This window comes from Acinetobacter sp. ANC_7654, assembly GCF_056779855.1.
Genome location: NZ_JBWYIR010000016.1, coordinates 17675 through 31849, shown reverse-complemented (window position 1 = coordinate 31849; position 14175 = coordinate 17675). Strand labels below are relative to the sequence as shown.

The window sequence follows — 14175 nt, the reverse complement described above, 5'->3', positions numbered from 1 at the left end:
AAAAGCCCGCTTAGCGGGCTTTTTTTGCTGCATATTAAATTGAGAATGAAGATCCACAACCACATGTCGTTGTCGCATTAGGATTTTGCACGATAAAGCGTGATCCTTCCAAACCTTCAACATAATCCACAACTGAACCAACGAGATATTGATAACTCAGTGAGTCAACAAGCATCTTCACATCACCATTCACAAATTCAGCATCGTCTTCATTTTGAGATTCAGCAAAATTGAATCCGTAAGAAAAACCAGAGCAACCACCACCTGTCACATATACACGTAACATCAAATCTTGATTTCCTTCGCTCTCACGAAGTTGACGAACTTTATTCGCAGCATTGTCAGTCAGCTCAAGTGCTTGGGCAGTCATGATGGATTCCTCAAAAAATTAAATAGGCTTTGAAATTAAAAGACCATATATCAAGTATAACATACTCAATATATGGTCATAACTCGAACTTTAAAGTTTATTCAGAGTAAATTTATCGGATTTAAATGTAACGTCCTATGAACTTATTTGTAGTTCTCATCCTGCAAGCTACATTCGAAGTTTGTCGGTTCATTCTTACAACGGAACTGCCAAAGTAGTTTCATCATTTGTTTGTTGTAAACACCTTGTTTAGTAAGTGCAATACGAGATTCACGCATTAATTTTTGATAACCAGGTTTATCTCCAGCTGGAACATTCATCCAATATTTAGCCGGAATATCCGCTTTCATTTTGCCTAAAATTTGATTCGCACGTGGTAATTGTGTTTTCACCCAATCACGCGATTTCTGTCCGAAACCTTCAGGGAATTTATCATGACGAATGATGATATTACCGGTCACTTGAAGAATTGGATAATTCACAATTGCACCTTTCGTTCCTAGCCCTTTATGAAGTTCTAAAGGACGGAATACCGCTGCTGGTGCACCAATAATATCAACTTGGCCGTTATTGAATTTACTACCAAAATTAGTGACATCAGAACTCACTGCCTGCGCACCAATTTGCTGTACCATAATTTTTTGTGCCTGATCATAATCAAGTACGGCGATCTTTTTACCCGCAGCTTTAGCAACCGTATTAATACTACGATCACGCACCATTAAATAAGCATCGCCAACAGGAATCACACCTGCAACTTCATAGTTGCCATTTTTCATATGCTTTGCAAAGGTTGGACTTGCTAAACCTTGCATAACTTTGACAGCTAAATTGAGATTAGTAATCGCACCAATGGCATCTAAAGAGCCAGTGAAATTATTAAACTGACGACCGCGCATCCCTGTGATACTTACACCGTCACATTTACCTGCTTTGAAATCTTCAGCAATTACGCCTTCATTTTGTCCGACTTTAAGCTCAATATCAGCTCCCCACTGCTTAGCAGCAAGTTGATAATCTTTCATTAACGCATAGACATCGCCGTTTTTCCCGACGAGATCAAACACGCAGACGACTTGCTTTGCTTGTGAAGCCGTTGCAGCAGTCATTAAACCTGCTGATAGCAATAATGTTTTGGTTAAATTCATTTTATTGTTTCCTATTCCTTCTTTCTTATAGTCTCGAATATCCCATATCAAACACCTTAAACTTCAGTGTCAGTGTGTTGAACTAAAATGAGATTACACGATCCAATTGTGTAGATACTGATCCTGAGATGCTGTATGTATATGGTTTTTAGATACAGATCATTTAAATAGTACTTATTGTGATTAAAGCATACTTTTTTCTTATAAATGTGCATTGGCGAAAATGACATAAAATGAATAAAAAAAATCCTAGACCAGGTCTAGGATTTTTTCTTTAGAAATCAGAATTATTCACCACCAAGAGAACATTCGAAGTTGGATTTATCGACAGAGCAACGTGCTTTCTTAAGAACAGACATCATCTCTTTGTCATAAATACCTTGTTTAGTGAGATCCATACGACCATCACGAAGTAGTTTTTGATATTTCAGCTTTTCTTCAGCTGAGAATTGCATTTTGTACTTAGCAGGAATTTCACCCTCTAAACGCTTGATCATTGCGTAGCTTTTCGGCAAGTTTTTAACAAACCAATCACGTGATTTTTGACCAAACCCTTCAGGGAATTTTTCAGGCTTCATCACAAAGTTTGCTGTAATGTGTACCACAGGGAAATCAAACATTGCCCCTGTACTACCTAAACCTTTATAAATTTCAAGAGGCTTATAGGCATATGCTGGTGCACCCACCATATCCACCTGACCATTATTGAACTTCGCAACAAAGTTTGAAACATCAGATCCGACTGCTTGAGCACCGACACGTTGCACCATAATTTTTTGTGCGGGGTCATAGCTTAATACTGCGAATTTCTTACCTGCAGCTTTTTCGATTGAATCAATTTTTTTATCACGCACGAAAATATATGCTGCCCCTAGTGGTGCAATACCAGCCACTTCATATTTTTTCCCACCGAGATTTGTGACCATCTTTGCAGCATTACGTTTGTCTAAAGCAAAAGTAATCGCACGTTGTGCAATTGCATTTGATGGTGCGCCACCTAAAGAGTCAATCGAACCCACAAACTTGTTATATTGACGAGCACGCATCGCTGTTAAGAAAACAGCATCACACTTACCTGCTTTAAAATCATTATCGGCTACAGCCTCATCTTGACGTGGAATCAGATTGATATCTGCACCCCAGCCCTTTGCTGCCAATGCCCATTCTTGAGCCATTTGAAACGATTCACCAGACTTACCGAGTAAATCAAATACACACACATCAACCTTTGCTTGAGCAGTTGAAACCATACCCATGGTTGAAGCCGCCAATAAAGCCAGAGTTGTTTTTTTCATTCTTAGTTCCTTTTAAGCATTTAAATGGATTCTTTTCCATGACAAAAATTTTAATCACTCTCTATTTAAAAAAATAGAGCTATTGCTCTATTTTTTAATATCTAATTATAAGTTATTGAATTTTATATTTTTAATTATTTATTAATTTCGTAAATGCTTATTTAATTATCTTTATATTTCATATAATAAATAAAATATGTGACTTCAAGCACATCATTTTATTGAAATTAATTCCCAAAAAATGACTTAAGATTTTAGATTGATACAAAAAAAGCACTCCTAAGAGTGCTTTTTTTAACTTATAGCATTAAGCATCAATATCTGCATTCAATGCATTCTCTTCAATAAATGCACGACGTGGTTCAACATCATCACCCATGAGACAAGAGAACATGCGATCTGCTTCAATTGCATCATCAATCGTCACTTGAAGCATATTACGATTTTCAGGATCCATCGTGGTTTCCCAAAGCTGCTCTGCATTCATCTCGCCCAAGCCTTTATAGCGTTGGATCATCATGCCACGGCGTGAATCTGCCAATACTTGTTGCCATACTTGATGGAAGTTAGCAACATTGACTTTACGCTCACCTTTTTGCAAATAAGCCCCGTCTTCAAGTAACGTAAACCAACTCTTTGAGTTTTGAAGTAAACGTTTATATTCACCTGAACCCAATAAACCAGCATCTAATAAATAGTGATGAGGAAGGTTGTGTACATACACTGTTAAACGTGGCCAATAATGTGTTTCACGTGAACCATCTGCGAGTTCTTTTTCGAATGCTTCGAGCGTGAATTCAGGTCTTAAGCTTGGCTGTTGTGTTTCAATTGCTTGACGCAATTGCTCAGCCCAAGACGTCACATAAGCTTCATCTTGATTTTGATCTAATTTAAATGCATCTAAACCAAGTAAAGCATCTAACAAAGTTGCAGGATAACGAATCGTTAATCGCTGTAAGCTTTTTTGTGATGTCTGATAATCAGCAATGACTTTTGCAAGCGCTTCACCACGAATCGCAGGTGCGTCAGCACTGATATGTAATGCCAACTCATCAATTGCATTAGAAATTAAATATGTTTCAAGCGCATCATTATCTTTAATATACTGCTCTTGCTTACCTTTCTTTAATTTATAAAGTGGTGGCTGAGCAATATAAATATGACCACGTTCCACTAATTCCGGCATTTGACGGAAGAAGAACGTTAATAACAGCGTACGAATATGTGAACCATCCACGTCCGCATCGGTCATAATAATAATTTTGTGGTAACGTAATTTGTCTGGATTATATTCTTCACGACCGATACCACAACCTAATGCTGTAATCAGTGTTCCGACCTCAGCAGAAGAAATCATCTTGTCAAAACGAGCACGTTCCACGTTTAAGATTTTACCTTTGAGCGGTAAAATCGCTTGCATTTTACGGTTACGACCTTGTTTCGCTGAACCACCTGCTGAATCACCCTCGACAAGATATAGTTCAGATAAAGCTGGATCTTTTTCTTGACAGTCCGCCAATTTACCAGGAAGACCTGCTATATCAAGCGCACTCTTACGGCGAGTCATTTCACGTGCTTTACGCGCCGCATCGCGTGCACGTGCGGCATCAATAATTTTACCCGCAATTGATTTAGCTGCAGCTGGATTTTCAAGAAGATACTCTGAAAAAGCTTTATTCATTGCTTGTTCAACAGCAGGTTTTACCTCGCTCGATACCAGTTTTTCTTTGGTTTGAGAAGAGAATTTTGGATCAGGAACTTTCACTGAAACAATTGCTGTTAAACCTTCACGTGCATCATCACCAGAAACTGCAACCTTCTCTTTTTTGAGTAAGTTTTCGTTTTCCATGTAGTTATTAAGGCCACGAGTTAAAGCAGCTCGGAAACCAGCTAAGTGAGTACCACCATCTTTTTGAGGAATGTTATTGGTAAAGCAACGTACGTTTTCTTGGTACGTATCATTCCATTGCAATGCAACTTCAACACCAATGCCATTATCAGCTTGCGTGGTAAAGTGAAAAATATCGTTAAGATGCGTTTTTCCTTCGTTAATGTATTTAACGAATTCTGATAAACCACCCTCATAATCAAATACATGTTCTAAACCAACACGTTCGTCACGTAGAACAATTCGGACGCCCGCATTTAAAAATGACAGTTCACGTAAACGACGAGCTAAAATATCGACATTGAAAATGGTCTGACTGAATGTTTCAGCACTTGGATAAAAACGTACACGAGTACCTGAGCGATCTGTATCGCCCACCACCTTTAAAGGGTATTGAGGGTCACCATGGCGGTATTCTTGTTCATGAATTTTACCAGCACGATGAATTGTGAGTTCCAGTTTACTAGACAAAGCATTTACAACTGAAACACCCACACCATGTAAGCCACCAGAAACTTTATAGCTGTTGTCATCAAACTTACCACCCGCATGAAGAATCGTTAAGATGACTTCAGCAGCAGATACACCTTCTTCAGGGTGAATATCTGTGGGAATTCCACGACCATTATCTGCGACAGAAACAGATTCGTCTTCGTGAATGGTAACTAGAATTTCATCACAGTGACCAGCAAGGGCTTCATCAATCGAGTTGTCCACCACTTCAAACACCATATGGTGTAAACCAGTACCATCATCCGTATCACCAATATACATGCCTGGACGCTTACGTACTGCATCTAAACCACGTAATACCTTGATGCTAGAGGAATCATAAGCCTTTTCAATGGTTTGTTCTGTTTGAGAAGCAGCTTGATCTTCTGAACTCATGGTTACTCCCTAGTGAAAAAAAGGTCTATCCAAAGATGGAGAAAACTTCAAAAAATTATTGCACAACAACTTGAACAGAACCGTTTTCAACATTGAATAATTGATAGGAAATAGACAAATCATGTAAATGCTTTTGTACAGATTCATGGTCTAAAGTGGTAATGAAAACTTGACTACCAAGTTGGCTCAATCGCTCAATTAAACGTTGTTGTGCGGTTATATCTAATTCTGCTGTCACATCATCTAATAATACCACAGTTTCCTTATTAGACGCATGCAACATTGCGATCTGTGACAATTTTAAAGCCATGATTAATAATTTTTTTTGCCCCCGTGACAGTACGGCATCTGCATCTCCTGTTGGGGTTTTTAACTTTAAATCTGCACGGTGTGGACCATATTCTGTATAGCGTCTTTCGCAGTCTTTTTGATGATACAAAATCAAGTCTTCAGCCAAGCCATGTTCCACATGAAAGCCTGCTGCATACTCCATATGGATCTCGATATCTGGTAATAGTGTTTTAAGATCTTGCTGAAAAAATATCTGCCACTGTTCAACAATAGCCTGACGTTGTAAATGTAATATTTCACCGTACTCACTAAGCATTTTGTTCCATGCTTCTAAATCTTGCACCGTCAGATTACGTTTTGATTTTAATAAGCTATTTCGTTGTTTTAATGCTCTAGAATAAAATTGCCATGCATAGTAAAAATCTGGTTCCACGTGAAACATTAACCAATCAAGCAATTGTCGTCTTGGTTTAGCTCCGTGATCAATAATATCTGTACTCAGAGGGTCAATAAGCTGTAATGGTAAAATTTTGGCTAGCTGTCCTTGCGTGGCAATACTATCCCCATTCACTTTAATATTTTGCTCACCTGTAATTAGCTTTTGCATACCAATCTTTTCAGTAGCAGACTGTGCAAATACAATCGCATCCTGCATTTGATTTTGAATGTAATGTTTAGGAATATGTGTACGAAAAGATCGACCAGTGGCCAATAAGTGAATTGCTTCTAATATAGACGTTTTTCCTGAACCATTTTGTCCATAAAAAACATTAAACGGTTGCAACTCTTGGAGTGCAACCGCTTTTAAATTTCTCACACGCTGGATATTTAAACGCGTAATGAACATGACCAGATTAAACTAAATCAAAAACAACATTAAACACGCATCGGCATGACGACATAAGTTTGATCTTGATGAGCAGGATCTTGAACCAATACAGATTGGTTTGCCTCAGTCATTGTCATTAATACATCATCACCATCCAGCACATTCAATACATCCAAAATGTATTGTGCGTTGAATGACATTTCCATAGGTGCATTATTGTATTGAATCGCAAGATCTTCAACTGCCTCATCTTGCTCTGGATTATTGGCACGAAGTTGCAGTGAATCTGGATTGAAGTTTAAAAATACTCCACGTAATTTTTCATTACTCAGGATAGCAACTCGCTGTAATGATTGTTTGAAAATATCATGTGCAATCGTAACTGTTTTATCACCGCCACGAGGAATAACACGTCGATAATCAGGGAATTTACCATCAATTAATTTTGTAGTAATACGAACAGTAATATCACCCTGCTCTTTATCACGGCTTGGAATTGTCAAAGTAACATTCAGGAGCTCACGACCAATTAACAGCGAGAGTTGATTATCTTCGATACTCAATAGACGCTGTAATTCACCGACCGCTTTACGAGGCACAATTGCTTGCACTAACTGCGAAGCATTTGAACTGGCCAATGTTTCACAAAGAGCAAGACGATGTCCATCTGTCGTCACTGCACGAAGCTGATTTTCATCAATTTCAAGTAAAGTACCTGTAAGATAAAAACGGACATCCTGAACAGCCATCGCAAAAGAGGTTTTTTCAAATAAACGTTTTAGTTCACGTTCAGTGACCTGAACTTGAGTCCCTTGACTATTTTCAGTCGTTAATAAAGGGTAATCCTCAGCAGATAATGTTCCTAATACAAAGCGGCTATTACCAGATTTCAAAATACAACGCTGGTCTTCTGTGATTTGTAAATCAATCAGTGCTGCTGTCGGTAAAGATTTACAGATATCCATCAATTTACGTGCGGGTACTGTAGTTTGACCTGCTTGTAAACATGCTCCCTCTAAAAGCGTTGTACTCGCAACAAGTTCAACTTCAAGATCGGAACCTGTAATCGTCAGTGCATCTTGAGTAACCTGAACTTTGACGTTTGAAAGAATATTTAACGTATGGCGACGTTCTACAGCACCTACAACATGAGACAAAACATTGAGTAAGCTTTCTTTCGCGATCTTCAAACGCACGATGGATTTCCTCTAAAAACAGTATATCGACGACAGACTAAAACACTTTTAATCATGTACTATGCGGCAGAATATGCCGCATTGCAAGAATAGAATTTAAACAGATTTAGCTTTGTAATAAGCGCATTAAATTTTTGTAATCTTCATTAAAGATGGGATCTTCAGCACACAAACTCTGCACTTTTTCACAGGCATGCATGACTGTACTGTGATCACGACCACCAAATGCCATGCCAATTTCAGGAAAACTGTCGCCCGTTAATTCTCTCGCAAGCCCCATTGCTAATTGACGTGGTCGAGCATAGATACGAGTTCGTTTAGGTCCAACCAACTCTTTCAATGGGATACGAAAATATTCACTGACTACACGCTGAATATTTTCGGTGCTAATAGTACGAGCACGAATCGCAAGAACATCTTTCAGTGATTCTCGCACCACATCTAAGTCGATTGGTGTCCCTTTAAAACGAGAAATCGCGACGACTTTATTTAATGCACCCTCAAGTTCACGTACGTTTGCCACAACTTGCTGTGCAATAAAGAGCGCACAGTTACGAGGCAAATCGATACCATTACTTTCAGCTTTTTTAAGTAAAATCTCAATTCGAGTTTCAATATCAGGCGGTTCTACCCCTACCGATAATCCCCATGAAAAGCGAGATACCAAACGAGGATCTAACTCGGTCAACTCTTTAGGATAGCGATCTGAGGTCAAAATAATTTGTTTAGATTCATCTAATAAGGCATTAAACGTGTAAAAAAACTCAACTAAGCTGGCTTCTTTACCTGCAAGTAAATGGATATCATCCACTAAAAGTAAGTCCAGTGAACGGCAATTTTTTTTAAATTCTTCGACTTTACCTTGTTGAAGTGAACTCACAAAATCCTGAACAAAACTTTCAGCAGTCATGTACATCACACGAGCATTTGGTTTAGCTTGTAATAAAGCATTACCCACTGCTTGCATCAAGTGTGTCTTACCTAAACCAGTCGGACCGTATAAAAATAACGGGTTATGTTGAGGTTCGCCTAACTGAGTTAACACTTTACGGCAGGTTTCTGCCGCCATCTGATTTGAACGCCCTTCGACGAACAATGCAAAATTAAACAGCGGATTTAATAATCGTTTTTTTGATGTTTTTGTATTTTGCTGCTCATTGCTTTCTTTTTTTGCTCTGACTACAGGTGCTGCTGCTGAAGACTCAAGCGCTGCAGTTGTTGTCGCAGGTTGCTCTGAAGCAGATAAAATCGCGCCTGGTCGTGAGTCGACTAAAATTTCAACTTTACAAACACGTCCTTCAGACATTTGTTCTGCAAGAATGCTAATTAATTCTAAATGATGTTCTTGAATATAGCGTGTCCAGTAAGGATTAGGTGCATAAAGCTTTAAAACACCATCTACCTCTTCGGCAACCAATGGACGTATCCACATTGCAAAGACATTATCTGAGAGCTCTTGTCGCAAGCGATTTAAGCAGTCTGTCCACAGCATGTGAAACCCCTCATTCCATTTAAATTTAAAAACAACCCCATGAGATTGGGGAGGCAATCATACCCAAGTTATCCACATATGTCATGAGTAATTTTGAACTTTAAACACAAATAATCAAATTTAAAAGTCTAAATTTAAATTTAAAACAGGGTGTGGATAAGGTTTTCCACAAACTGTGGATAAATAAAAGCAATAACTTATCCACAATCTATAAAAAATATGAAAACATAGTTATCAACAACCTAAGTATATATATTTAAAAAAAAATAATGCCTTATCCATAGAAAATTACAACCCTAATAGTAATAAATTTAAATTTATAAATTTGAATTTATTTAATAAGATTCGGTTTTCTGTGGATAATCATTCCTTGTGTTTAAATTTAAATTCAAATTTAAAAATCAGCCATAATTAAATTTCATCTTGTGTATAAGTTTATGGATATTTCTGTGGTTAACTTAAATACTATAATAAAAACATATATTTATTTTGTGTATAAATAGATTATTTAACAAATTTGTATCTTTCTCAGACTCAAGCAACTTTCATCAAAAGTGTTACACAATACTGTTTAATATTGACAGAACAAACAATGCACAATACAATCGCGAACCTTTATAGAACACCAACTTTGGAGTTTCGATATGAAACGTACTTTCCAACCATCTGAATTAAAGCGTAAACGCGTTCATGGTTTCCGTGCTCGTATGGCGACTAAAGCTGGCCGTCAAGTATTAGCTCGTCGTCGTGCAAAAGGTCGTCACAGCTTAACTGTTTAATACCAGTTTAGTTTATCGACGATTTGGGTGTTATGACACTTTATAGTTTCAGTCCAGAGGTGAGAATCCGCTGTGCTGCAGATTACAAAGGTGTATTTGATGGTGCGCTTTTTAAAGTGCATCAACCCCATTTCTTATTTTTAGCTACACCGACTAAACAGCCTAAAAGCCGTTTAGGTATTGTTGTTGCTAAAAAGAAAGTGCGCCGTGCACATGAAAGAAATCGAATAAAACGTATTGCTCGCGAAAGTTTTCGCTTAAATCAGCAAGATATAGATTTATTGGATATTGTGGTCATGCCTAAGGTAGGTATTGAGTCGATTCCGAATGCTGAATTGCATAAGCAATTACAATTTGCATGGCAGAAGCTACAGCGTCTTGTAAAAAAACATCATAAAATATCAGTTCCCTCTCCTCAAAGTTAGAGGTGGCCAATGGTCCGTATATTGCATTGGTTGATTCGTTTCTATCAAATTGCGATTAGTCCGCTCCTTGGACCTCGTTGCCGTTATTTCCCAACTTGTTCTCAATACTCGTTAGAAGCTATTCATATACATGGCCCGATTAAAGGTGTCTGGTATGCAACGCGACGGATTTGTCGTTGCCATCCGTGGGGTGGAAGTGGATATGATCCTGTTCCCAAAAAAGCAATTCGTTTTATTTCATTTCAGCAAATAGATTCTCAAATGACTCACGTTACTGTACCCTTGCGTGAGCGTTTATTGAACCAAAAATCACTCTAACCAATTGGGGTAATCGATATGCAACAATGGGCCAGGTTTGCAATTCTCGGGGCCATGTTTGTCACCGCATATTTGCTTATTCTTGCTTGGCAAAAAGACTATGGTCAAACTGAAACAACTGCTGCGACAGCACCTGCTGCCGTCGTTGCCCAAGATGTTTCTGCTGATCTGCCAACGAGCCAAACGACAGCGGGTTTAACTGATATACCGCAAGCAAATATTGCAGCTGAACAACAAGACACAACTACACCTGCAACAGCAAATCAACAATTAGTTGCTGTTCAAACTGATTTATATCATCTTTGGATTAACCCTAAAGGTGGTGACATTGTCCGTGTTGAACTACTCAATCATGATAAAAGTAAAAATAGTGAACAACCGTTCGTTATGCTTGAAAATGATGAGAAACGTACTTATGTCGCTCAATCAGGTTTAATTGGTTTAAATGGACCTGACAGTAGCCGTAGTGGACGTCCAACATTTGAGTTTGAAAAGTCGACTTATACTTTAGCTGATGCTCAAGCAACCACCAATAAAGATGGTGAAGCTGAGAAAGTGTTAAAAGTACCAATGGTATTAAAAACGGCTGATGGTGTTGAAATCATCAAAACGTTCACTTTCCAAGAAGGTGCATATCCAGTTAACGTAAGTTATCAAGTGATTAACCGTAGTCAGCAAAACTGGCAAGGTCAAATGTTTGGTCAGATCAAACGTGACAACTCTGAAGATCCAGGTAAAACTGATCAAGGAATCTTTACGCTGGGCACTTATTTAGGTGGTGCTTGGGGTACACCTGATGAGCACTATAACAAATTAAAATTTGATAATTTTAATGAAGAAAAGTTAAGTGTTGAGGCTCAAGGTGGTTGGGTTGCAATGGTTCAGCATTACTTTGTAAGTGCTTGGGTGCCTGGTAACTTCGGTAACCAGCCGTATTCTGCAAAAATGGAGTCACGTAAATCTGCTGATGGTATGAATATCATTGGCTTTACTTCGCCTACCATTAATGTACCAGCTGGCAAAACAATGACTGTTGATGCAACATTCTACTCAGGTCCAAAAATTCAATCTGAATTGAAAGACTTGGCAGCTGGTTTAAATCAAACGGTTGATTATGGTTGGTTATGGCCAATTGCGAAATTGCTATTCTTAGGTTTGCAATTCTTCCATGGCATTGTTGGAAACTGGGGTTGGTCAATTATTCTATTGACAATTCTTGTGAAACTTATTCTTTGGCCTCTTTCATCTAAGAGCTATCGCTCTATGGCAAAAATGCGTGTGATTGCACCAGAAATGCAACGCATGAAAGAAGAGTTCGGCGAAGACCGTATGCGTTTCTCACAAGAAATGATGGCACTTTATAAGCGTGAACAAGTCAATCCATTATCCGGTTGTTTACCTTTACTTCTTCAAATGCCAATTTTCTTGGCTTTGTATTGGGTGCTCATGGAGTCTGTTGAGTTACGCCACGCTCCTTGGTTAGGTTGGATTCAAGATTTATCTGCAATGGACCCATGGTTTATCCTACCATTGTTGATGGGTGTGACGATGTATGTTCAACAAATGTTGAACCCACAGCCGACAGATCCAATGCAAGCAAAAGTCTTTAAGTTTATGCCGATTATTTTCACGGTATTCTTATTGTTCTTCCCTGCTGGACTTGTGCTTTACTGGATTGTCAACAACTTGATCACGATTCTTCAGCAAGGTCTGATTAATAAGAGTGTTGAGAAAGCTCGCTTAGCAAAAGAAGATACAGCATCTACGAACTAAGTTTTGTTAGTAGCTGAATCGATCCGCTTAAGGTGATATCCTTAGGCGGATTTTTTTTGCCTTGCTTTGAGATCATTTCAATGACGAACCTACAACATCAAACCACTATTGCTGCGATTGCAACACCGCCAGGTCGTGGAGGTGTAGGTGTAATTCGACTGTCTGGTCCTAAAGCATATGCCATAGCAGAGGCTTTAACTGGTAAGGCACTCGGTCCTGCTCGTTATGCTGCATTTCGTCAATTTCTTGATGCGAATGGGCAAGTCATGGATGAGGGTTTAGTCATTTGTTTTCCAAATCCGAATTCTTTTACGGGTGAAGATGTAGTTGAGTTACAAGGTCATGGTGGACCGGTGATTCAAAATACATTATTGGGCCGACTGTTAGAGTTAGGCGCAATTGCAGCAAAAGCGGGTGAGTTTTCAATGCGCGCTTTTGAAAATGGAAAAATGGATTTAGTCCAAGCCGAATCAATTGCTGATTTAATTGATGCTACTTCACAAGCAGCTGCTCGTTCTGCAGTACGTTCATTGCAAGGCGCATTTTCGGCCAAAGTAAATACAGTATTAGAAAAACTCATTCACTTACGATTACATGTTGAGGCGGCGATTGATTTTCCTGAAGAGGAAATTGATTTTCTTGCAGATGGAAAAATTTTAGCGTTATTGGAAGATGTGCAAGCATCAGTGGGTGCAGTACAACAATCAGCACGCCAAGGTCAACTTCTGCGTGAAGGTTTACAAGTGGTGATTGCAGGGAAACCCAATGCAGGTAAATCGAGTTTATTGAATGCATTGGCTGGTGTTGAGCGCGCGATTGTAACGGACATTGCAGGTACAACGCGTGATGTACTACACGAGAAAATAAGCCTAAATGGTTTGCCAATTACCCTGACGGATACAGCAGGGCTGCGTGAAACGGGAGATATTGTTGAGAAGGAAGGTATTCGTCGAGCGATTAAAGAAATAGAAAATGCTGATCTCCTACTCTTGGTTTACGATTTGAGTCAAGGTGAAGATCCGATGCATTTGGCAGATACTTACTTTGCTAATTATATCGATCCTAAACGCTTAATTTTAATCGCTAACAAATGTGATTTAGTAGATGGTGAAGCTAAAGTTGCTGATCTCCAAGGCTTTAGACACATTACGGTCTCAGCCAAGCAAGAAATGGGTGTTCAATCGCTTGTAGATGCGATTACAGCACATGCAGGCTTTCAGCCTGAAGAAGATACCTTTATTGCAAGAACACGCCACCTAGACGCAATGAAGCGCACTCAATCTTATCTTGCGGAAGCTCGTGAACAACTTGTTGTTTACCATGCAGGAGAGCTTGTCGCAGAATCGTTACGTCTCGCACAGAATGCATTAGGTGAAATTACTGGTGATTTTAGTGCGGATGATTTACTCGGAAAAATCTTTGGCTCTTTCTGTATCGGGAAGTAAACGAGTTTTTATCTGTGGTTTAAAAAGCCCAGTAATGG

The 14175-nt window shown here is 38.8% G+C and carries 11 protein-coding genes and 1 pseudogene; 5 read left to right on the top strand and 7 right to left on the bottom strand.

The genetic code is table 11. The features are described 5' to 3' along the window. Positions 1–34 precede the first annotated feature (34 nt). From erpA to dnaA, 7 genes are all read right to left on the bottom strand, one after another. Entirely contained in the window at positions 35–370 is a 336-nt protein-coding gene (erpA, locus tag AC1M86_RS14425; RefSeq protein ID WP_035268624.1) for an iron-sulfur cluster insertion protein ErpA, read from the bottom strand. A 143-nt stretch (positions 371–513) separates the two neighbouring features. Next, positions 514–1518 carry a putative solute-binding protein gene (locus AC1M86_RS14420; protein ID WP_035268621.1) on the bottom strand — a complete coding sequence of 335 codons (1005 nt, stop codon included), beginning with the start codon at positions 1516–1518 and terminating at the stop codon, positions 514–516. Between the two features lie 287 nt (positions 1519–1805). Next, positions 1806–2813, bottom strand: coding sequence for a putative solute-binding protein (locus AC1M86_RS14415; RefSeq protein ID WP_481589590.1), 1008 nt, complete (start codon positions 2811–2813; stop codon positions 1806–1808). 307 nt (positions 2814–3120) lie between these two features. Continuing rightward, positions 3121–5589 (bottom strand): DNA topoisomerase (ATP-hydrolyzing) subunit B, encoded by a 2469-nt coding sequence (gene gyrB / locus AC1M86_RS14410; RefSeq protein ID WP_035268615.1) that lies wholly within the window; start codon positions 5587–5589, stop codon positions 3121–3123. A 55-nt stretch (positions 5590–5644) separates the two neighbouring features. Beyond that, complete coding sequence (gene recF / locus AC1M86_RS14405) at positions 5645–6727, bottom strand: DNA replication/repair protein RecF (RefSeq protein WP_035268612.1); 1083 nt, start codon at positions 6725–6727, stop codon at positions 5645–5647. Between the two features lie 29 nt (positions 6728–6756). After that, positions 6757–7905, bottom strand: a complete 1149-nt coding sequence (dnaN, locus tag AC1M86_RS14400; protein WP_180028822.1) for a DNA polymerase III subunit beta — start codon at positions 7903–7905, stop codon at positions 6757–6759. 106 nt (positions 7906–8011) lie between these two features. Further along, positions 8012–9397, bottom strand: a complete 1386-nt coding sequence (gene dnaA / locus AC1M86_RS14395) for a chromosomal replication initiator protein DnaA (protein WP_035268607.1) — start codon at positions 9395–9397, stop codon at positions 8012–8014. Positions 9398–10041: 644 nt separating this feature from the next. Between dnaA and rpmH the strand changes: the two genes are divergently transcribed. The 5 genes and pseudogenes from rpmH (at position 10042) to mnmE (ending at position 14137) form a co-directional block, all read left to right on the top strand. Further along, positions 10042–10176, top strand: coding sequence for a 50S ribosomal protein L34 (gene rpmH / locus AC1M86_RS14390; RefSeq protein ID WP_000831329.1), 135 nt, complete (start codon positions 10042–10044; stop codon positions 10174–10176). Between the two features lie 32 nt (positions 10177–10208). Continuing rightward, positions 10209–10601 (top strand): ribonuclease P protein component, encoded by a 393-nt coding sequence (gene rnpA / locus AC1M86_RS14385; protein WP_035268604.1) that lies wholly within the window; start codon positions 10209–10211, stop codon positions 10599–10601. A gap of 9 nt (positions 10602–10610) precedes the next feature. Next, a pseudogene (gene yidD, locus AC1M86_RS14380) lies at positions 10611–10932 on the top strand (membrane protein insertion efficiency factor YidD). Positions 10933–10937: 5 nt separating this feature from the next. Continuing rightward, positions 10938–12692, top strand: a complete 1755-nt coding sequence (gene yidC, locus AC1M86_RS14375) for a membrane protein insertase YidC (protein ID WP_481608235.1) — start codon at positions 10938–10940, stop codon at positions 12690–12692. A gap of 80 nt (positions 12693–12772) precedes the next feature. Continuing rightward, positions 12773–14137, top strand: a complete 1365-nt coding sequence (gene mnmE / locus AC1M86_RS14370) for a tRNA uridine-5-carboxymethylaminomethyl(34) synthesis GTPase MnmE (RefSeq protein ID WP_481608234.1) — start codon at positions 12773–12775, stop codon at positions 14135–14137. The last annotated feature ends 38 nt before the right edge of the window (positions 14138–14175 follow it).